The sequence below is a fragment of the Cupriavidus sp. SK-3 genome (genome assembly GCF_000611145.1).
GTDB lineage: Bacteria > Pseudomonadota > Gammaproteobacteria > Burkholderiales > Burkholderiaceae > Cupriavidus.
On record NZ_JFJV02000232.1, the window covers coordinates 1 to 20,431 of the forward strand.

Annotated in this window: 18 protein-coding genes; 4 read left to right on the forward strand and 14 right to left on the reverse strand. The window is 67.3% G+C overall.

Translation table 11 applies throughout. The features are described from left to right. Positions 1–30: 30 nt before the first annotated feature. Together CF70_RS23560 and CF70_RS23565 are read right to left on the reverse strand one after the other, a co-directional pair. Positions 31–1,593 (reverse strand): class I adenylate-forming enzyme family protein, encoded by a 1,563-nt coding sequence (locus tag CF70_RS23560; protein ID WP_200876800.1) that lies wholly within the window; start codon positions 1,591–1,593, stop codon positions 31–33. Between the two features lie 265 nt (positions 1,594–1,858). Next, positions 1,859–2,317: a PRC-barrel domain-containing protein gene (locus CF70_RS23565; RefSeq protein ID WP_035870447.1), complete on the reverse strand. Its 459-nt coding sequence runs from the start codon at positions 2,315–2,317 to the stop codon at positions 1,859–1,861. 342 nt (positions 2,318–2,659) lie between these two features. On the opposite strand from CF70_RS23565, the gene CF70_RS23570 reads away from it, so the two are divergent. After that, complete coding sequence (locus tag CF70_RS23570) at positions 2,660–3,085, forward strand: DUF883 family protein (RefSeq protein WP_051648859.1); 426 nt, start codon at positions 2,660–2,662, stop codon at positions 3,083–3,085. 52 nt (positions 3,086–3,137) lie between these two features. Here CF70_RS23570 and CF70_RS23575 read toward each other — a convergent pair whose 3' ends face one another. The 8 genes from CF70_RS23575 to CF70_RS23610 form a co-directional block, all read right to left on the reverse strand. Beyond that, on the reverse strand, positions 3,138–3,449 hold the full coding sequence (locus tag CF70_RS23575) for a Dabb family protein (protein ID WP_081862322.1): 312 nt from the start codon (positions 3,447–3,449) through the stop codon (positions 3,138–3,140). 19 nt (positions 3,450–3,468) lie between these two features. Then, on the reverse strand, positions 3,469–3,771 hold the full coding sequence (locus tag CF70_RS23580) for a YciI family protein (RefSeq protein WP_035870449.1): 303 nt from the start codon (positions 3,769–3,771) through the stop codon (positions 3,469–3,471). Positions 3,772–3,777: 6 nt separating this feature from the next. Further along, positions 3,778–4,683 (reverse strand): intradiol ring-cleavage dioxygenase, encoded by a 906-nt coding sequence (locus CF70_RS23585; RefSeq protein ID WP_035870451.1) that lies wholly within the window; start codon positions 4,681–4,683, stop codon positions 3,778–3,780. 64 nt (positions 4,684–4,747) lie between these two features. Then, complete coding sequence (locus CF70_RS23590) at positions 4,748–5,713, reverse strand: sugar ABC transporter substrate-binding protein (RefSeq protein WP_152561893.1); 966 nt, start codon at positions 5,711–5,713, stop codon at positions 4,748–4,750. Positions 5,714–5,809: 96 nt separating this feature from the next. Next, a complete protein-coding gene (locus CF70_RS23595; RefSeq protein WP_035870452.1) occupies positions 5,810–6,778 on the reverse strand; it encodes an ABC transporter permease in 969 nt (322 codons plus the stop codon). Further along, the gene (locus CF70_RS23600) at positions 6,775–7,731 is read right to left on the reverse strand and encodes an ABC transporter permease (RefSeq protein ID WP_035870454.1); all 957 of its coding nucleotides are present in this window, start codon (positions 7,729–7,731) and stop codon (positions 6,775–6,777) included. The genes CF70_RS23595 and CF70_RS23600 overlap by 4 nt, the downstream gene beginning before the upstream one ends. Then, positions 7,724–9,232, reverse strand: a complete 1,509-nt coding sequence (locus CF70_RS23605; RefSeq protein WP_035870456.1) for a sugar ABC transporter ATP-binding protein — start codon at positions 9,230–9,232, stop codon at positions 7,724–7,726. The genes CF70_RS23600 and CF70_RS23605 overlap by 8 nt, the downstream gene beginning before the upstream one ends. Positions 9,233–9,411: 179 nt before the next feature. Continuing rightward, entirely contained in the window at positions 9,412–10,743 is a 1,332-nt protein-coding gene (locus CF70_RS23610; protein ID WP_035870460.1) for an amidohydrolase family protein, read from the reverse strand. Positions 10,744–11,056: 313 nt separating this feature from the next. Here CF70_RS23610 and CF70_RS23615 point away from each other — a divergent pair, with 313 nt between their 5' ends. Further along, positions 11,057–11,971, forward strand: a complete 915-nt coding sequence (locus CF70_RS23615) for a LysR family transcriptional regulator (RefSeq protein WP_035870462.1) — start codon at positions 11,057–11,059, stop codon at positions 11,969–11,971. Positions 11,972–11,990: 19 nt separating this feature from the next. Here the strand turns inward: CF70_RS23615 and CF70_RS23620 are convergent, their stop codons facing one another. Beyond that, positions 11,991–12,947: an NAD(P)-dependent oxidoreductase gene (locus tag CF70_RS23620; protein ID WP_304413178.1), complete on the reverse strand. Its 957-nt coding sequence runs from the start codon at positions 12,945–12,947 to the stop codon at positions 11,991–11,993. Beyond that, complete coding sequence (locus CF70_RS23625; protein ID WP_035870466.1) at positions 12,944–14,011, reverse strand: maleylacetate reductase; 1,068 nt, start codon at positions 14,009–14,011, stop codon at positions 12,944–12,946. Before CF70_RS23625 ends, CF70_RS23620 begins: the two co-directional genes overlap by 4 nt. Positions 14,012–14,447: 436 nt before the next feature. On the opposite strand from CF70_RS23625, the gene CF70_RS23630 reads away from it, so the two are divergent. Both CF70_RS23630 and CF70_RS23635 read left to right on the forward strand, forming a co-directional pair. After that, entirely contained in the window at positions 14,448–16,187 is a 1,740-nt protein-coding gene (locus tag CF70_RS23630) for a nitrite/sulfite reductase (protein WP_035870470.1), read from the forward strand. Positions 16,188–16,197: 10 nt separating this feature from the next. Next, positions 16,198–16,731, forward strand: coding sequence for a DUF934 domain-containing protein (locus tag CF70_RS23635; protein WP_035870504.1), 534 nt, complete (start codon positions 16,198–16,200; stop codon positions 16,729–16,731). A 10-nt stretch (positions 16,732–16,741) separates the two neighbouring features. Here the strand turns inward: CF70_RS23635 and CF70_RS23640 are convergent, their stop codons facing one another. Both CF70_RS23640 and mdeB read right to left on the reverse strand, forming a co-directional pair. Further along, a complete protein-coding gene (locus tag CF70_RS23640; protein ID WP_063830494.1) occupies positions 16,742–17,587 on the reverse strand; it encodes an alpha/beta fold hydrolase in 846 nt (281 codons plus the stop codon). Positions 17,588–17,714: 127 nt separating this feature from the next. Continuing rightward, the gene (gene mdeB, locus CF70_RS23645; RefSeq protein ID WP_051648861.1) at positions 17,715–20,408 is read right to left on the reverse strand and encodes an alpha-ketoglutarate dehydrogenase; all 2,694 of its coding nucleotides are present in this window, start codon (positions 20,406–20,408) and stop codon (positions 17,715–17,717) included. Between the last annotated feature and the right edge of the window lie 23 nt (positions 20,409–20,431).

Here is a 20,431-nt window from a genome sequence, read left to right on the forward strand (position 1 = left end):
CTTTAAGCCGTTGACGTTGACGTTAAGCCCTCACTCCACCCCCCGCCCCTCCCCAAACCCATCCCTCAACTCCCTCTTAAGCACCTTCCCAATCGCACTCCGCGGCAGCCCCTCAACCAACTCCACCACAGCAAGCCGCTGCGTCTTCCCCACCTGCCCATTAGCCCAGGCCATCAAGTCCTCCCCCGACACCCCGGCCCCTTCCCTACGCACCACAAACGCCACCGGCGTCTCCCCCCAACGCTGCGAAGGCACCCCTACCACGGCGCAGTCCACCACTTCGGGATGCTGCAGCAGAATGCCTTCGAGATCGCTGGGGTAGATATTGAAGCCGCCGCTGATGATCATGTCCTTCTTGCGGTCCATCAGCGTGAGGAAGCCATCTTCGTCAAAGCGTCCGACATCGCCGGTGCGGATAAAGAGCTTGCCGGTGGCGTCGCGCCATTCCGCGGCCGTGGTCTTTTCCGGTTGCTTGTGATAGCCCGCCATGATGATGTTGGAATGCCCGACGACCTCCCCGATCTCGCCCACGGGAACCTCGACGCCGTTGTCGTCGATCAGCCGGATGTCGTGCCCTTCCATCGGCTTGCCGACGGTATGGAGCTTGTTGGGAAATTCGTGCGCCGCCAGCACGCAGCTGCCGCCGCCTTCGGTCATGCCGTAGTACTCCACCAGCCCGCCCGGCCAGCGCTTGAGGATCTCGCCCTTCAGCGCGGCCGCAAGCGGTGCGCTGGTGGAGAACTTCATCTTGAATGCCGACAGGTCGTACTCGCCGAAATCTCCGCGGGCCATTAGGCGCTGGTATTGCACCGGCACCAGCATGGTGTGCGTGACGCGATGCCGCGCCGCCAGTTCGAGATAGCGTTGCGCATCGAACTTTGGCATCAGCACCGCGGTGCCGCCCAGCGCCAGCGTGGGGATGAAACTCACCAGCGTGGTGTTGGAGTAGAGCGGCGTGGAGATCAGCGTGACCGCCTCGCGCCCGTAGCCGCCGCTTTCCTGGACACGGCGGATCTGGTTCCAGCGCAGGCCGTGGCCGTGCACGATGCCTTTTGGCGTCCCCGTGGTGCCCGACGAGTAGATGATGTTGAACACTTGCTCCGGCCTGACGGGATGCTCCCGCGGGCGGCTGCCTTGCGGCGCCAGCCAGGCTTCGAAGGACAGCCCGGCGGGCGCGCCGCCCAGGCCGACGAGCCGGGCCTGGATGCCGTCCCTGACCGTCGCGATCTCGCGCAGGACATCCGCATCGACGAAGAGCAGCCGTGCATCGGAGTCCTGCACCATGCCCGCCAGGCTGGCCGGCGTGGAGGATGGCGCGAGCGGCACCAGGGCGACCCCGGCGCGCAGGCCGCCGATCAGGATCGCCGCGTACTCGACGGAAGCTGCCGCGCACACGGCAAGCGCAGCGCCGGGCTCCAGGCCGTCACGCTGCAATGCGGCGGCAACGCGGTCAACCAGTTCATCGAATTCGGCATAGGTGAGCGAACGGCGGTCGTCGACCACCGCAACATGCCCGGGTTGCTCGGCCGCGTGCAGCCGGACGCAGCCGGCCAGGTTGCCAATCGGCTGCGCCAGAAGTTCTGTGATGCCCATGGGAATTTCCTGTCTCCACTTGACGTCGCGACCGGCCGTTCTCGTTCTGGAAGAGCGGCCGGTCGCGCGCAGATTTATTGTCCTGAACGGCCGGGCATCCGGCGTTCATCCATGTGCCCGCCGGTTTTACGGCTGGCCGGGGAGAATTCTCGCATGGACGCGGCAAGGCTGCCGAGGGTGATGCCCGGCGCGCGGCGGGAGCGGGCGCATCCCACGCACGCTTGCAGGAAAACAGGAACCTGTCGCGGCGCCTGATGCGCGGCGTTCAGAGCGGGCCACTATCCCCGATCCAGTACGGCGCGCGCCCATAGTACTCGTGCAGCGTGGCGCCCCACCGCGGGTCGGCCATGGACGGCCAGTTGTCCTTGTCGAAGCCCGGCGCGTCCTTGATCCGTTGCGCGGTCACGCCGATGCGGAAGCACTTCTCGTCGGCGTCCAGGGTGAGCGCGCCCCAGGGAATGGCGTGGAGGGTGTCGCCCATCCCGAGAAACCCGCCGCTGGTCAGCACCGCGTAGGCAATGCGGCCGCCACGCACGTCGAGCATGATCTCCGAGATCTTGCCGACATGCTCGCCGTCGGAGGAATAGACTTTGTCGCCTTCCAGCGTCGAAGCCGCCATGACGTCCGGGCCGGGGCCGTCGCCGATCCCGCCTCCGACAATGGCCGCGCCACGGCCGGCGGCGGTCGCGCCACGATTGAGTGCATTGCGATCGAGTTCATTCATGTTCGTCTCCTGATAAGGGTCGTGCCGAAGTGCGCGCAACGAACGTGCCAGGACGGCGTTGCCGGCGGCATCGCCTTTCCGGCCTCCGGGTCACGGGAAGAATTACAAAGCCGGTAATTTTCCATGCCTTGCGCCGGCCCGGCGGCATGGCTGCCCACCGGCCTTGCCGGCGGCACGCGCGCCGCGTCACCAAGGCTGGCGCATGGCACGGAACATGCGCCGAGCATGATGACCTCGCTTGCGCCGACCCGGGACGCGCAGGCGGATGAGCCGCCAGGTCCACGCCGCGTGCAGCGCACGCGGCACCCTCGCCCCGAACGCCCCCTCTCAGGAGCACCACGAATGGAAACCCAAGGCAATACCCAATTCCCCGCCCAGAACGATTCGCCGGGTTTCGCCGGCAAGGCAGGCGCGGCAGCCGCAAACGTCATGGACGCGGCTAAAGATGCCGGCAAACAGGTCGGCACGGTCGCACGGACCGAAGCCTACGGCCTGAAGCGGGAACTCGATGACCTGATTGTCCGTATCCCCACCTTGTCGGGGGCCGCGCTGGACCAGGCCAAGGAAGAGTTCCTGAACAAGATGAACGCAACCCGGGACGCCGCGAAAGGCATTTCCGATAACGTGCGCCAGCAGTTCTCCCAGCGCGCCGAAGACACCGCCGCCTATGTCAAGGCGCAACCGCTGCGCTCGATGGGCATGGCGGTCGGGGCCGGCATCATCCTGGGCCTGTTGATGTCCAGCCGGAGCGGCCGCGCCATAGGCTGAAACCCGGACCACGCCCGCTTGCGCCCGGCCGGGCATCCCGTGCCGGGCGCCATCATGCGGACGCTTCGTAGTCCACCTGGTGCCGCGCGATGCGCAGGTCGCCAAGCTCGGCCTTCACGCGCAGGTGCTCCGGATGGCTGGCGTAGCCTTCCAGCGCCGATTGCGACTCGAACTCGGCGTACAGGACCACGTCGCAGGCGTAGTTGACCCTGCTGGCGTCCACGCCAACCTCCAGGTGGCGCAGTCCCGGGATCCGGCCGCGCAGCCCTTCGAAGGCAAGCTTCAGCCGGGCCACGCCGTCCTGCTTGTCCACTTCGGTTTCCCCGCGCAGGTTCCACATCACGATGTGTTTGACAATGGGCACGTCTCCTCCTTTCCGGATCTCAGGCCGGCGGAAAACCGGCCTTCTGCGGCCACAGGTTGGCAAAGGCATGGACGGTCGACTGCCCATACACACCGGCCTTGGTAAAGGGCTCGGCTTCCAGCCACGCCTGCGCTTCCGCCCGCGAGGCAAAATCGATCACCAGCAGGCTGCCGACCATGGTGGCGCCGTCATCGCCCAGCAGCGGGCCCGCAAAGGCGATGCTGCCCGCCCTGGCGCCGAGATAGGCCTTGTGGTCCGGGCGCACCCGGGCGCGCAGTTCGCTGGTGCCGGGCTTGTCGAGAAGATGGAATACAAACAGCATGCGGGCTTACCTCCGTGTTGACGATGACGTTGACGTTGAAGCCGGCGCCGACGGTGCCGGGTTGAGGATGAAATCGAAGTCCAGCGTGTAGAACGGCCTGGCGGATGCCGTACCGTCGGGCGCGATGCCGGGTTCATGCCGCACCCAGTCTCCGATCAGGGAACTGCGCACACCGAAGACCGCATCCGAATCCAGGTACTCGCCGCCCTCGCGGAACACATGGGTGATGAGCGTCTCGTAGCCCGGTGCGGTGATCATGAAGTGCAGGTGGGCCGGGCGCCACGGGTGGCGGCCCATGGCGTCGAGCATGCGCCCCACCGGCCCGTCGTGCGGGATCGGATAGCACTCGGCGACGATCGACTTGAAGTGAAAGCCGCCGCTGGCGTCGGCGGTCAGCGCACCGCGCCCCTGGTGGCCGTCGCGTCCGGCCTGCTGCACGTCGTAGAAGCCATCCGAATCTGCCTGCCACACTTCCAGCCTGGCATGGGGCACCGCCTCGCCCGTCACGCTCCTGACCTGGCCGCTGACGTAGCACGGCTCGCCGGTCATGCCGTTGCCCACATCGCCGCCCAGTTCATACTCCGGCGCGCCATCCACATAGAAGGGCCCGAACACCGTGGCCTCGGTGCAGCCGCGCGGCTTCGTGTGGTTCTGCGCCGTGACCAGCGTGGACAGGCCCAGCGTGTCGGACAGCAGGATGAACTCCTGCCGGCTGTCGGTGCAGGTATGGCCGACTTCGGTCAGGAACCTGATCCCTTCGGCCCATTCGGCCTCGGTGAGCCGCACCTCGCGGGCAAAGGCGTGCAGATGCTGGACCAGGCTGGTCATGATCTCCTTGAGCCTCCCGTCCGGCATGTCGGCGTGCCGCGCCAGCACCGCCTGGGTAATGGTTTCTTCGTCTAGATTGCGCATGATGTCTGTTCTCTGGTTGTCGATCTTTCGATCTGTCGATCGTCCGGGCGCCGGGCAGTGAATCTCAGGCCTTGGCCGCATCCTCCCAGCGCGGGCAGCTGCGCTTGCTCGCCGGGACATCGATCGACTGGTAGTTCGTCTTGTCCACCACCGTGGCCGGCAGCACGATGCTCTGGACGACCGGCATGCCGCGCAGCTTGCGAATGGCCGCCATCGTGCCCAGGCAGCCCTGGGCAAATCCATTGTAGTCACCGGTCGCGAGCAAGGTACCCGCCTTGATGGCATCGATCGCCTCCTGGGTGCCGTTGATGCCGGACACCAGCGCCTTGCGGTTGGCGCCCTGCAGCGCCTCGATGGCGCCGATGGCCATGGCATCGTTGGCGGCAAAGATGCCGTCGATCTGCGGGTACGACTGCATCAGGTTTTCCATCACCTGCAGCGCCTGCAGGCGCTGGTAGTTGGCCGGCTGCGACGCCAGCAGCTTGATGCTGGGGAAGGCCTTGAGCGCGTCCTGCATGCCCCTGACGCGGTCGATATTGGTCAGCGAGCCCTTGATGCCCTCAAGCAGGATGACGTTGCCTTTGCCGCCCATGGCCTTGAACAGGTGGGTGGCGGTCTTCAGGCCGAGGTCGTAGTCGCTCGCGCCCACGAAGGAGACGAAGTTGCCGACCTCGCTCTTGTCGGTGACGTTGACCACCGGGATGTTCGCCGCGTTGATCTTCTTCACGCCAGGCCCCATCGCCTTGTAGTCCACCGGAACGAAGACGATGGCGTCGGCCTTCTTGACGATCACGTCTTCGACCTGGCTCATCTGTTCCGGGATGCTGTCCGGCTTGGTGGGGATGTAGTGGGTGACGCGGGCGCTCATGCTCCTGGCCGCCGCGTCCGCGCCCTGGCGCACCACCTGGAAGAACGGATTGGTCTGGTTCTTGGTGAATACCGCGATGCGCTCGCCGTCCGCGTGGGCCGGCGCCGCCAGCATGCCGAGGGCCAGCACGCCTGCCAGTTGTTTCAGGTTACGTAGGTTCATGTTGTCTCCTTGGTTTTTGATGAAGGGCCATGCGCGGCGCCCGCTGCCGCGCCGGCAGGATTGCGGCCTGACTTACAGCCTGACTTACGGCCTGACTTACGGTCTGACACCCAGCCGCTTGCGCGACAGCGTGTCCAGGAATACCGCCAGCACGACGATCACGCCGGTCACCAGGGGCTGCCAGTTGGCGCTCACGGTCAGCAGGTTCATGCCGTTGAGCACCAGTGTCAGGATGATGGCGCCGACCAGCGTGCCGGATACGCGGCCCACGCCGCCGAACAGCGAGGTGCCGCCGATCAGCACCGCGGCAATGGCGGGCAGCGTCAGGGCCTCGCCGATGTCGCCCTCGGCCGAGTTGAGCCGGGCCAGGAACACCAGGCTGGCGATGCCGGCCATCGCGCCGCTCACCAGGTACACCAGCACCAGCCGCCGCTTCACCGGAACGCCCGAAAGCCGGGCTGCCACGGGATTCGCGCCGATGGCGTAGATCTCCTGCCCGTAGACGGTCTTCTGCGACATGGCGGTGCCGGCCACCAGGAACAGCAGCATCAGGTAGACCGGGATCGGCACACCCAGCAAGTAGCCGCTGCCGATGGCACGGAACGCCGGCGGAAAGCCATGGATGGTCTCGCCCGCCATGAACCAGTAGGTGACGCCGTGCAGCACCCACAACATGCCGTAGGTGGCAATGAAGGGCGGGATGCGCAGCATGGCCACCAGCAGCCCGTTGGCCAGGCCGATCAGCGCGCCGGTGCCAAGCCCCGCGCCCACGCCGAGCGTGGTCGACCCCGTGGCCTTCATCACGGTGGCCGCCACGCAGGCCGACATCGCCACATTGGCGCCCACCGACAGGTCCAGCCCGCCGGTGAGGATCACCAGCGTCACGCCGGATGCCAGCAGGAACAGCAGGCTGGCCTGGCGCAGCACGTTGAGGATATTGCTCAGCGTCAGGAACGCGTCGGACGCCACGGCAAGCAGCAGGCACAGCAAGCCGAGCGCAAACAGCCGGTAGGCAAACGAGCGGGCATCCGCCGAGAGTGGCGGGAACAGAGTCGCCGTGTTCATGCTTTCCCCTTGAAGGATTCGATCAGCAGCACCACCAGCACCAGCACGCCGATCGCCGCCACCTGCACCGATGACTGCACGCCGACGAGGTTGAGCCCGTTGCGCAGCACGCCCACCGCCAGCACGCCCAGCACCGTGCCGGGCAGCCAGCCGTTGCCGCGGTCGAAGGTGGTGCCGCCTACCGCCACCGCGGCGATGGCATCGAACTCCAGCCCGATGGCCGCCGTGGGATGCCCCGCGTTCATGCGTGCGGTAAGCAGCAGCGCGGCCACGCCGGCCATCAGCCCGCCCAGCACATACACCGCGATGAGACAGACATTGATGCGCACGCCGGAGAACTTGAGCGCCTCGCGGTTGCCGCCCAGCGCGAACACGTAGGCGCCGAAGCGGGTGCGGTACAGCAGCCAGTGGAACAGGCCGTAGAACGCCACGGCGATCCAGATGGGAAAGGGAATGCCCAGCAGTTGCCCGGAATAGATCAGCGGGATGGTGTCGCCGATGCCCACCACGCTCTGGCCATCGGTGGCCACCAGCGCCAGGCCCTGCGCGGCGCCCAGCGTGCCGAGCGTCGCCACGAAGGGTGGAATCTCCAGCCACGACACCAGCGCACCGTTGAGCAGCCCGAACGCCAGCCCGGTCAGGAGCGCCGCGCCCAGCGCGAGCGGCAGCGATCCGGTGGACACCATCACCATGGCCAGCACCACGCCGCACAGCGTCAGCACGGCGCCCATCGACAGGTCCAGGCCTTCGGTCATGATGATCAGCGTCATCGGCAAGGCGATCAGCAGCAGGATGGTGGATTGCGTGCCGATGTTCAGCAGGTTGTCCACGCTCAGGAAGCCCGAGCCCGTGGCGCTGAAGACCAGCGAAAGCAGCAGCAGCACCCAGACCGAGCCGGGCAGCTTGCCGAACGGCCGGCCCGGCTGCCGCGGTAGTGCATTGGTATCAAGCATCGTTCATCCCCAGTTGCAGAATGCGTTCTTCGGTCATCTCGCCATGCGCGAGCTCGCCGGCGATGCGGCCGCCGCGCATGACGTAGGTGCGGTCGCAGACATTGATGATTTCCGGCAGTTCGGAACTGATCAGCAGCACGCCCGCTCCCTGCCTGACCAGGCTGTCGATCAGCGCAAAGATCTCCGCCTTGGCGCCCACGTCGATGCCGCGCGTGGGCTCGTCGAAGATGAACAGCCTGGCTTGCGCCACCAGCCACTTGCCGATCACGATCTTCTGCTGGTTGCCGCCCGAGAGGAATTGCGCAAGCTGGTCGCCATCGGGCGTGGCGATACGCAGCCGCGCGATCTCGCGCGCGGCCAGCGCCTCGGCCTTGTCGGCGCGATACCAGCGCGAGGGAAACGCGCGCCGCAGGCCGGCCAGCAGCAGGTTGTCCCGCACCGTGCGGATCAGCGCCAGCCCTTCGGACTTGCGGCTTTCCGGGATCAGCGCGGCGCCCAGTTCGCGGGCGCGGTCAGGCCCCCCGGCGAGCCGCTGGCCGAAAATCCTGATTTCGCCCTGCCGGATCGGGTCGGCGCCAAACACGGCGCGCGCCACTTCGCTGCGCCCCGATCCCACCAGCCCCGCCAGGCCGACGATCTCGCCGGCGCGCACTTGCAGGTTGATCTCCGTGATGCCGCTGTCCGCGCTGACGTTGCGCACATCGAGCGCCACCTCGCCCGGCTGCGCGCCGCGCTCGCGGCTATAGCTCATATCGACCTTGCGGCCCACCATGCGCGCCACCAGTTCGTCCGGCGAGGCGTCGCCGGGCAGGCAGGCGCCCACCTTGCGGCCGTCGCGCAGGATGGTGATGCGGTCGCCGAGTGCGAAGACCTCGGCCATGCGGTGCGAGATGTAGATCATCGAGACGCCATCAGCCTTCAGCCGTGCGATCACCGCGAACAGTTTCTCGGTCTCGCGGTCTGACAGCGCGGCGGTGGGTTCGTCCAGCACCAGGATGCGGGCGTTCTGCGACAGCGCCTTGGCGATCTCCACCATCTGCTGCTGCGCCACGCCCAGTGCATGCACCGGCGTGCGCGTGCTCACCTCCATGCCGAGGATGTCGAGGATGCGGCGCGCTTCGGCATGCATTGCGGCGGTGTCGACGGAGCCGGGAATGCGGCCCGCGGGCTCGCGGCCGAGGAAGATGTTCTGCGCGATGTCCAGGTAGGGCACCAGCGAGAATTCCTGGAAAATCACCGCAATGCCGAGCCGCATGGTGTCGGCCGGGCTGGCGATCGTCACGGGGTTGCCCTCGTGATAGAACTCGCCGGCATCGGCCACATAGACGCCGCACAGGACTTTCATCAGCGATGACTTGCCGGCGCCGTTCTCGCCCAGCAGCATATGCACTTCGCCGGGATAGATGCAAAACGACACGTCGTCCAGCGCCTTCACGCCCGGAAAGTGCTTGCAGATACCGCGCATCTCGAACAGCGGCGTGATTTCCGTGATGGCGTTCATGATGCGAGCCTGTCGATCGCGCCGGCGCCGATGCCGTGCGTGGCGGGTTGTCGATGCATGGTCTCCTCCTTTTCTGGTTGGTGGTTCTTCAGGCGCTGGTGGCGGATTGATGCGCCCGCCCTCTCCCCCGCCCCGCTCAACCGTTGCGTTGGTTTGCTCCCCGGGACACCTCTTTTTCCCTACCGCCCCGCCGCCAGCCGTTCGCCGGACTCGCGCAGCCTCTCAAGCTTGCCCGCCAGCCCGTCCACCAGCAGCCGCCCGTGGCGCTTGCGCGCCCTGCCCGCCACGAACACGCTGTCGATGTTGGCCAGGCTCGCCTGCATCACGATGGCGCTGACGGGGTCGTGCAGCGGCATCATGTTGAGCTTGCGCGCGTCGATCAGGACCAGGTCGGCCTGCTTGCCCACGGCCAGCGAGCCGATGCGGTCTTCCATGCCGAGCATTCGCGCGCCGGCCAGCGTGATCCAGTCCAGCGCGTCGCGGCAGCTCGCCGCATGGGCCGGGCCGATGTCATCGTGCTGTTGCCGGTAGGCGGCATGGTCCAGCGCACGCTGTACGCCCAGCGCAATCCGCGCGGCAATGAACATCTCGCCGGACGGACCCGATTCCAGGTCCACGCCAAGCGACGGCGCCGCGCCCAGGCGCATCAGCCGGCCGGTGATCGGGAAGCCATGGCCCTGCGTCAGTTCGTTCTCCGGCGTCACGGAGAAACTCATCCCCAGGCCGACGAAACGGGCAAGCTGTTCGTCCGTCAGGTTGTTGCCGTGCACGATATTGATATGCGGCCCGAGCAGCCCCGCCCGCTCCAGCCGCTCCCACCCATCCGGCGTGCGCGCGCTGCCGCCGCCCTGATGCATGCTGGCCAGCAGGCCGAACTCGCGCGCCAGGGCGAAGTCGTGCAGCGCCACTTCCAGCGTCGAGTAATGCGGGCCCAGGATGGCCAGGCCGAGGCTGAGCAAGGCCGAGCCTTGCAGCCGCTTTGACAGGCGCTCCACCTCGCTGCGCGGGTGCGGCATTTCCCAGAACGGCATGGCGCCGGGCTTGGGGTCGGGCTTGGGCGAGCCGTGCAGGAAGGCCGCGCGGATGCCGGACTGCGCCAGCGCGTCCAGCGCGGCGTCGCTATGCGCCGGGGTGGGATTGTTATGGCACCAGTCCACCAGCGTGGTGGTGCCGCAGTCCAGCTGGTTCCAGGCGCCGGCGAGCGTGGCTATGCCGATGTCTTCCGGTGTGAAGCGCGTGGCCAGCCCCGCGTGCATCTGCCGGAAGTACCCGGTCAGCGTCCAGCCGGAAGCCACCCCGCGCAGCGCGGTCTGCCAGGTGTGCATATGCGCGTTGACGAAGCCGGGCGCCGCGATGAAGCCGCGCGCGTCGATCCGTTCCGCGTCACCCGCCTCGATGCGCGGCGCGATCGCGGCGATGCGCTCGCCTTCGATCAGCAGGTCGCCGGTGAACTCGCCAAGGGTGGGCTCCATCGTGACCAGGGTCGCCCCGCTTACCAGGATGCGTGACATGAGCGCGGTCCTCTTTAATGCGAAAGGCAAACAAGACGCGAGGGACAAGCGAAGCGGAATGCGGGCATGGAATGGTCTCCTTGGCGCGGCGGCGCTGCCGGTATCCGGCGCGCCACTCTGGCTTTCTTCGGGTGGGCTGTCGTGCCGTGCGCATTCGCCGCCAGCGGCGGAATCGAGCACCTGACATCCGTTGGAACAAACTCTATACTCCCGGAAAACGGAAAAAAACGACGGATCAGGAAATCTTCTTTCCACCTGGCGAGGGAATCCGGCCAGGACAAGGGAGGAGAAGCCGCACACGGGGAGACGCCAGATGGACCGCTGGACCGAATTCGAACTGTTCGTTCAGATCGCCGAACTGGGCAGCATCACCAAGGCTGCAGAGAGCCTGGGCATTTCCAATGCGGCGGCAAGCCGCTACCTCGCTTCGCTTGAGGAGCGCCTCTCGGCGCGGCTGATCGAGCGCAACACGCGGCGTCTGTACCTGACCGGCGTGGGGCACGAGTTTTTCCGGCGCTGCAAGGGTGTGCTGGCGGAAATGAAAGAAGCGGAGGCGGCCGTCAACGCCAATGTGCTGGAGCCGGGCGGCACGCTGACCATCACCGCCTCGCTGTCGTTTTCGATGAAACACCTGGCGCCGCTGCTGCCCGACTTCACCGCGCTCTATCCGAAGGTGGACGTCAATATCCTCGCGGCCAACCGCTACTACGACATCATGGACAGCGGCATCGACCTTGCCATCCGCACCCGCGAGTTCGAGCCCGACTCCGGCCTCACGGTGCGCCGGCTGGCGCAGACGCGTCGCATCCTGGCCGCTTCGCCGCGCTACCTGGGCCGCATGGGCACGCCGCGCGAGGTTGAGGACCTGCTGCGCCACCAGATGCTGATCTACTCCTACGCGAACCGGCCGCACGAGATGACCTTCACCCGCAACGGCGAGGAGAAATCGGTAACGGTGCGCAGCAAGCTGGAGTCCAACGACGGCCAGGTGATACGCGCCGCCGCGCTGGAAGGCCTGGGCATCCTGGTGCAGCCCAAGTACATCGTCTATGACGATATCGTTGCCGGCCGGCTGATCCCGGTGCTGGACGACTGGGACCTGCCCCGGCTCACCATCAATATCGCCTTCCAGAGCCGACGCTACCTGGCCGCCAAGGTGCGCTTGTTCATCGACTTCCTGGTGGCGCACTTCGAGCGCATGGACTACGAGCGCAAATGGACGTCGTGAGGCCGCCGCGCGCTAGGCGCTAGGCGCTCACCGCCGGCAGGCCGGCGGCGAGCCGCGCCGACTTGATCACCGCCGCGTAGTCGTCCGCGGCCATGCCCTGCGCCGCCGCGCCCTGCAGCATCTGGCCGAGCAGCGCCGTGAGCGACAACGGCACGCGCAAGCTGGCGCCGGCGTCCAGGATCAGCCCGACGTCCTTGAGCATCTGGTCCACGGTGAACGTCGGCGTGTAGTCGTTTTCCACCAGTTGCGCCGATTTGGCCTTGACGATCGGCGCGGCCACCGCGCTGGCGGTGATCACGGACCACATGTCCTGCCATTTGAGACCGCCCTTGGCGCCCAGCGCCAGCGCTTCGGCAAGCATGCCGGAGGTCAGGCCGATCATCAGGTTCACCACCAGCTTCATCAGGCGGGCTTCCTCGGCTTCGCCGAGGTAGAACTGCGTCGGCCCCAGGGCCGCCAGCAACGGGCGCGCTATCTCGTACGCCGCCGCCGGACCGGAGACCAGCGCCGTCAGTTGCGCGGCCTCCGCCATCTTGTTGTTGCCCGATACCGTCACGCGCAGGTACGGGATGTTCCGCTGCGCCAGCACGGCGGCGACGCGGGCGGACGCTTGCGGCGACACCGTGCTGGTATCGATATACAGCGTGCCCGGCGCGGCCAGTTCAGCCAGCCGGGCACCGACCGCCTCGAAGGCCGCGTCGTGCGGCAGGGAGCTGAATACGACATCCTTGCCGGCGATTGCCTCCGCCAGCGAGCCTGCCGCCCCGAGCCCTGCCTGACGGGCAGCTTCCAGTACCGCGGGGGACTGGTCGAAGCCTTCGACCGAGTGGCCGGCCGCGGCCAGGTGGCGTCCCATGGGCAAGCCCATCTTGCCGGTTCCGATGAAGCCGATATGCATGGTTTGTCTCCAGTTCGTTGTGTGCCTGGCGTGATTGCGCGGCGGTTGCGCGCCGGTTGCGCGCCGGTTGCGTCTCAGTCCGGGCGCGTGCCTTCAAAGGCAGCCTGCAGCAATTCGCGAATCGGCGCGCTTTCGATGGGGCGCGGATTCCAGTAGGGGTTGGCCAGCGCGATTTCGGCGGCACGGTCCAGGTCCTCTCGCTTCATGCCGATATCGCGCAGCGCGGTGACCGCGCCGTGGCGGGCAGCCAGGTCATGGAGCCCGCGCGCCGCTGAAATGTGCTCGCTGCCAAGGGCTCGCCGGATCCTCGCCATCGCTTCCGGGGCGGCACCGGCGTTATAGGCCATGGCGTGCGGCAGCACGACCGTATGGGTTTCGGCATGCGGCAGATTGAAGCTGCCGCCCAGCGTATGGCACAGCTTGTGGTGCAGCGCCATGCCCACGCTGCCCAGCACCGAACCGCAAAGCCATGCGCCATAGAGGCAATCGGCGCGGGCATCGAGATCGGACGGGACCTCGCAGATGCGGGGAATCGCGCTGGCCAGCGCCCGGATTCCCTCCTCGGCCATCAGTGACGTCACCGGGTTGGCATCTTCGGCATACAGGCCTTCCGCCGCATGGGCGATGGCGTTCAGCGCGCTGGTCACGCTCATGGCAACCGGCAGGCCGACGGTAAGTTCGGGATCGTAGATCACGGTGCGGGGCAGGACGCGCGGGTCGCGGCCGGTCTTCTTCAGGCCGGCATCGGTGATGCCGTAGATCGGCGTCATCTCCGAGCCCGCATAGGTGGTGGGAATCGCCAGGATGGGCAGGCCGGAGGTCAGCGCGATCGCCTTGCCCAGCCCCGTGGTCGAACCGCCGCCGATGGCGATCGCGCAATCCGCGCCCAACGCCTGCGCGTGACTGGCCGCCGCGCGCGCGGTCTCGAGGGGCACGTGCATGATGGCGCCGGCGTAGATACCGGCCGAGAGCGGCCCCAGCAATTCCGCTACGCGCTGCGCCTCCTCCGTCTGGTTCGGCGTGCACAGCACCAGCGCGCGTTGCGCACCCATGCGCTCCACCTCCTGCGCAACCTGGCTCAAGGTGCCCGCGCCGAACAGGACGCGCATGGGCTGGGCCGTATAGACAAACGACTTTGGCATAGGCTTGGTCTTCCTCCGGATCGGTCTGGATCTGCGCCCGCTCCGCGGGTCTTGCCCGCGCGCCAGGACCTGCAAGCGGGCACGCGGCGCGCGCGGACTCGTTACGCACGTTAGCCTTCCGCGTGGCGGAAAGAAATGCCGGGAAGGGAAAACAGTCTTGACGGGAAAGGAAGAATCGCGGAGGCACGGCGCCGTTGCCAGGGATTGCGCGGGGACCGCATGGCCAGCGCGTTCGCCAATGCCGGGCGCACCAGGGCGCACCAGAGCGCACCAGAAAGCACATGACAGCCCGCGCCGCCGCTGCTCCGTGCCGAACGCGCACCAACTGATCCTGTTCGGCCCGCATCCGGGGCGCTAGCCTGATGGCTACCCACAAGCCCCTCGCCGGCGGCGGCGACATTGCCCGTTTCCCGCACGGCAAACCTGGAAGTGCCCCATGTATTTATATGATGAGATCGACCAGCAACTGGTCGACCAGCGCGTTACGCAGTTCGCCGGCCAGACCGAGCGTTTCCTCAGCGGCCAGCTCACCGAAGACGAGTTCCGCGTGCTGCGCCTGCAGAATGGCCTCTATATCCAGCGGCATGCGCCCATGCTGCGCGTGGCGATTCCCTACGGCATGCTGGTGTCCCGGCAACTGCGCAAGCTGGCCGAGATCTCGCGCCGCTGGGATCGCGGCTACGGGCACTTCAGCACACGCCAGAACATGCAGTTCAACTGGCCGCGCCTGGAAGACGCGCCCGCCATCCTGGCGGAACTGGCCACCGTGCAGATGCATGCGATCCAGACCAGCGGCAATTGCATCCGCAACACCACCACCGATCATTTCGCCGGCCTGGCGCCGGACGAGGTCGTGAACCCGCTGGTGTGGTGCGAGATCATCCGCCAGTGGTCCATGCTGCATCCGGAGTTCGCCTTCCTGCCACGCAAGTTCAAGATCGCCGTGAGCGGCGCCACCACGGACCGGGCCGCGGTCGGCGTGCACGACATCGGCCTGCAGGCGGTGGAGCGCGACGGCGAACTGGGTTTCCGGGTCTGGGTGGGCGGCGGCATGGGCCGCACGCCGATGGTCGGCAAGCTGATCAACGCCTTCGTGCACTGGTCCGATCTGCTGACCTACCTGCAGGCCACGCTGCGCGTCTACAACCTGCACGGGCGGCGCGACAACAAGTACAAGGCGCGCATCAAGATCCTGGTGAAAGACCTGACGCCGGGCGTGTTCGCGCAGCAGGTTGATGAGCAATGGCAACGCATCCGCGGCGGCCCGGATACGGTCAGCGCGGACTTCGTGAAAGGCGTGGCCAGTCACTTCACCACGCCGGACTACGATCCCGGCGCGGCGGACGAGCCCGGCCCCGGCCCTGCCCTGACGGCGGCCCAGCCCCGCTTCGCCCGCTGGCTGCGCAGCAATGTGCATGCGCACCGCGTGCCCGGCTACGCCGCCGTGACCGTGTCGCTGAAGGCAACCGGCGCGCCGCCGGGAGACATCACCGCGGACCAGATGGATGCGGTGGCGGATATGGCGGACCGCTACGGCTTTGGCGAGCTGCGTGTCTCGCATGAGCAGAACCTGATCCTGGCCGACGTGCGCCGCAGCCAGCTGTACGCGCTATGGCTGGAGCTGGATGCCTTGCACCTGGCCACCGCGAATATCGGCATGCTCACCAATATCATCGCCTGCCCGGGCGGGGATTTCTGCTCGCTGGCGAACGCCGTGTCGATTCCGCTGGCGGAGGCCATCCAGCGCCGCTTCGACGACCTGGACTACCTGTTCGAAATCGGCGAGCTGGACCTGAACATCTCCGGCTGCATCAACTCCTGCGGGCACCATCACGTCGGCCATATCGGCATCCTCGGCGTGGACAAGGCCGGCGAGGAGTGGTACCAGGTCACCGTCGGCGGACGCCAGAACGGCGCCGCCGGCCATGCCCTGCTTGACCAGCACAAGGGCGGGGGCGCGGCCATTGGCCGCATCATCGGCCCATCCTTCGCGCGCGATGAAATCCCCGACGTGGTCGCGCTGCTGATCGACACCTACCTGTCCCTGCGCGACAGCGACGCGGAGCGGTTTATCGACGTGGTCGAGCGCGTCGGCGTGGATCCCTTCAAGCAGGCGGTCTACCAGGACCCGCGGATCGTCGCGCGGCGGCAGCAGGCGGAGGTGGCCCGTGCCTGACACCCAACGCCTGCCGCAGTCCGGCAAACTGAACAACGTGATCCGCAACGGCCGGCTCGAAGCCGACATCTGGCGCGCCTTCGTGGCGGACGAGAGCATGGCCGGCCCGACCATGCCGCCCGACGAAGATGGCTGGCTGGTCACGCTCGACACCTGGCGGGCCACCCGCGATGCCTTGCGCGCGCGCCGCCATCCGGTGGCCGTGTACCTGGCGCCGGACGCGGAGCCGGAAGACTTGCTGGACGCGGGCGCCGCTGTCATCGATGCGGCCGGCATCGCGCACCTGGCGATCGACTTCCCGGTCTATACCGACGGGCGCGGCTATTCGCTGGCGCAGTTGCTGCGCACGCAATACGGCTGGCGTGGCGAGCTGCGCGCGGTGGGCGACGTGATGATCGATACGGTGCACTACATGGCCCGCTGCGGCTTCGATGCGTTCGCCGTCAAGCCGAGCCACGACCCGCAGGCCGCCCTCGCCGCGCTGGGCACGTTCACGGTGCATTACCAGAAGACGTACGCATCCACGTCCACCCTGGCGGCATAGGCGCGGGACGCTATCTTGCCAGCCACCCGCCCAGCAGCGCGTTGACTGGCTCGTGCGCCTCGTACTGGACCCAGTGCCCCGCATCCGGGATGATGCAGCCCTGCCGCTGCGCGCGGCCCTGCGTCATGGCCGCCACCGCCGCGGCCGGGTCGGCCGTCACATCGTGCTCGCCCCATGCCAGCAGCACTTCGCCGCCGAAGCGGTCCAGCGCGTCGCGCAGGCCGCCCGCGCGCGAGATGTTCTTGCTGCGAAAGCGTGTGTGCCGGCATGACTCGGTGTGCGCGTACAGGGCCATGGCATCGACCCTGGCCGGGTCCGCGATCATGAACGCCTCCAGGTTGTAACGCATCGCCTGCGCCAGCGCCGCGCCGTCCGCCGCCTTGCGCCAGTCCACCAGCGCGCGCTGCTGCCGGCGGATGCCGCCGTGCCCGGCCGAGCCCAGCAGGGCGAGCCGGCGTACCGTGCCAAGCGCGGCGGCCACGTTCGCGGCGACCAGCCCGCCGAACGAGAAGCCGGCGAGGTCGATCTCGTCCGTGCAGCCGGGCAACTGTCGGATCGCCGCCGCGAGCGTTCCGGCCATGGCGGACAGATCGCTGACGATGTCATCCGACTCGCCAAAGCCGGGCATGTCCGGCGCCCAGACCGTGCGTTGCGCAGCCAGCGCCTCGATATTGCGCACCCAGTGCAGCCAGCTGCCATGTCCGCCATGCAAGAGGATGACCGGGCGTCCCTCGCCAAAGCGGCGCCAGACGACCCGGCAGCCGCCGGCATCGGTCACGATCCGTTCCGCCCGATGTGCCAGGGCGGCCACCTCCGCTTCCGGGGGAGTTGTAGTGTCAGGGGTTGTGCTGCGCATCTGGGTCCTTGGTTCCGGTCCCGGATTTTATCCAACTCCAGGTGGAAGCGCCCTGCCTGGAACGGGTAGTGGCGTGGCGCGGCGTGGTGGCGCGGCGTGGTGGCGACTCGCAGGCCATCCCCCCCGGCTATATCGACGCCAGGGAAATCACGTCAGCCAGGTGCCTTTTCTCGCAAGCCATTTCGTCCGCGACGATTTCTGAAACCGCGGCCAGGGCTGCCTGGACGATGGCTGCGGCATCGACCTCGAAATAGCGGCGCAGTGCCGCCCGCGAATCGCTTCGCCCGAAGCCATCGGTGCCCAGCGTCAGATAGCGGCGCCCCGGCGGGATGAAGGCACGAACCAGTTCCGGAAGTGCGCGGACATAGTCCGAGGCCGCAATGATCGGGCCGCTGCTCGCCCCGAGTTGCCGCCCGAACCAGCTGTCGATTGCCGGAATGTCGCCATGACGCCACAGGCGTTCGCGCTCCACCCCTTCGCGCGCCAGCTCGATGTAGCTGGTCACGCTCCAGACATCGGCGGCAATGCCATGCACCTGTTCGAGTTGCCGCGCCGCCTTCAGGACTTCGCCCATGATCGCCCCGCTGCCGAACAACTGCACGCGGTGGGCGAACGCCCCGCCACGCCGCAGCAGGTACATGCCCCGCACCACGCCTTCGTGGGCGTCGTCCGGCAGGCTCGGGTTCTCGACGCTTTCATTGGTGACCGTGACGTAGTAGAACTCGTCGGCCTGTTCGCTGACCATGCGGCGCATGCCATGGTCGACGATGACGGCCAGTTCACCGGCGAAGGCGGGATCGTAGGCGCGACAGTTGGGAATGGTCGAAGCCGCCAGGTGGCTCGTGCCATCCTGGTGTTGCAGGCCCTCTCCCCCCAGTGTGGTGCGTCCCGAGGTGGCCCCGATCAGGAACCCGCGTGCCCGCTGGTCGGCGGCGGCCCAGATCAGGTCGCCCACGCGCTGGAAACCGAACATGCTGTAGTAGATGTAGAACGGCAGCATGGCGACGCCGTGGGTCGAGTAACTGGTGGCCGCCGCTGTCCATGAGGACAGCGCGCCGGCTTCCGTGATCCCCTCCTCCAGGATCTGCCCGTCCTTGACCTCCCGGTACGACAGCATGGAAGCCGAATCTTCCGGCTGGTAAAGCTGGCCGAACGGCGCGTAGATGCCGACCTGGCGGAACAGATTCGCCATGCCGAACGTCCGCGCCTCGTCGGCGACGATCGGGACAATGCGCGGGCCCAGCACGGGATCCTTGAGCAAGGCGCCCAGGTACCGCACCAGGGCCATGGTGGAGCTCATGGCCTTGCCATCGGCGTGCACGGCGAACGCGGCGGTCTTGTCCAGCCCGGGCACTGGCAACGACTCGGCGCCTGGATTGCGCGCAGGCAGATAGCCGCCGAGGGCAGCGCGCCTGGCCTGGAGATAGCGGATCTCGGGGCTGTTCTGCGCCGGCCGGTAGAACGCAGCCTGCGCCACCTGTTCGTCGGACAGCGGCAACTGGAACCGGTCCCTGAATGCGAGCAGATCGTCCGTGCCCAGCTTCTTCTGCTGGTGCGTGGTCATCCGGCCTTGCGCAATGGCGCCCATGCCGTAGCCCTTCATGGTCTTGGCCAGCACGACGCAGGGACGCCCGTTGCGCCTGGCGGCTTCGGCAAATGCCGCGTATATCTTCGCCGGGTCGTGCCCGCCCCGGCGCAGGCCGTCGATCTCGTCGTTGGAGAGATGCTCGACAAGCGCCCGCAGCGCCGGCGTCTTGCTGAAGAAGTTCTCGCGATTGAACGCGCCATCGTTGGCCGAGAGCGTCTGGAACTCGCCATCCACGGTCTGCGCGAAGGCGCGGCTGATGGCGTGATCGTGGTCACGTGCCAGCAGCGCATCCCACTCCGACCCCCACAGGCATTTGACGACATGCCACCCCGCCCCCGCGAAGAGGGCCTCGAGTTCATCGACAATGCGCCCGTTGCCGCGCACCGGCCCATCCAGGCGCTGGAGATTGCAGTTGATGACGAACGTACAGTTGTCGAGCTTTTCCCGGGCGGCGAGCGTCAGTGCCGCAATCGACTCCGGCTCGTCCATTTCGCCATCGCCGAAGAAGCCCCAGACCCGGCGCTCGCTGGTCTCTTTCAAGCCCCGGTTTTCCAGGTAGCGCATGAAACGCGCCTGGTAGATGGCGTTCAGCGGGCCGATGCCCATCGACCCGGTCGGAAACTGCCAGAAATCCGGCATCAGGCAGGGATGCGGGTATGAACTCAGGCCGCGGATCCCCTTCCCTTCGGCCACGATCTCTTGCCGGTAGTGGCAAAGCGACGCTTCGTCCAGCCTGCCCTCCAGGAAGGCACGCGCATAGACGCCAGGCGCCGAATGGGGCTGGAAGAAGACGAGATCCCCGCCTTGCGCCGCCTCGTGCCCGCGGAAGAAATGCTGGTAGCCAACCTCGAACAAATCCGCCGCCGAGGCATAGCTCGCGATGTGCCCGCCGAGTTCGCCATGCGCCTGGTTTGCACGCACCACCATGGCGAGCGCGTTCCAGCGCAGGATGGCCGACAGGCGCTGCTCCATCGCGAGGTCGCCGGGATAGGCCGGTTGCTCGTCGACCGGCACGGTATTCAGGTAAGGCGTTACCTGCGCCGGCCGCCACTGCAGCCGGTGCTGCCTGGCATGCGCCAGCAGCGCATCCAGGATGGCGCAGGCGCGCTCCTTGCCCTGCCGCGGCCCCCAGGCCGACAACACGCCGTCGAGCGCGTCGCACCACTCCTGAAGCTCCTCCGGATCGGTCTGATCGATCGCCAGGATGGAACCAAATCGGTCACGAGATGCCATCTTGATACTCCTCCACCGGCAGT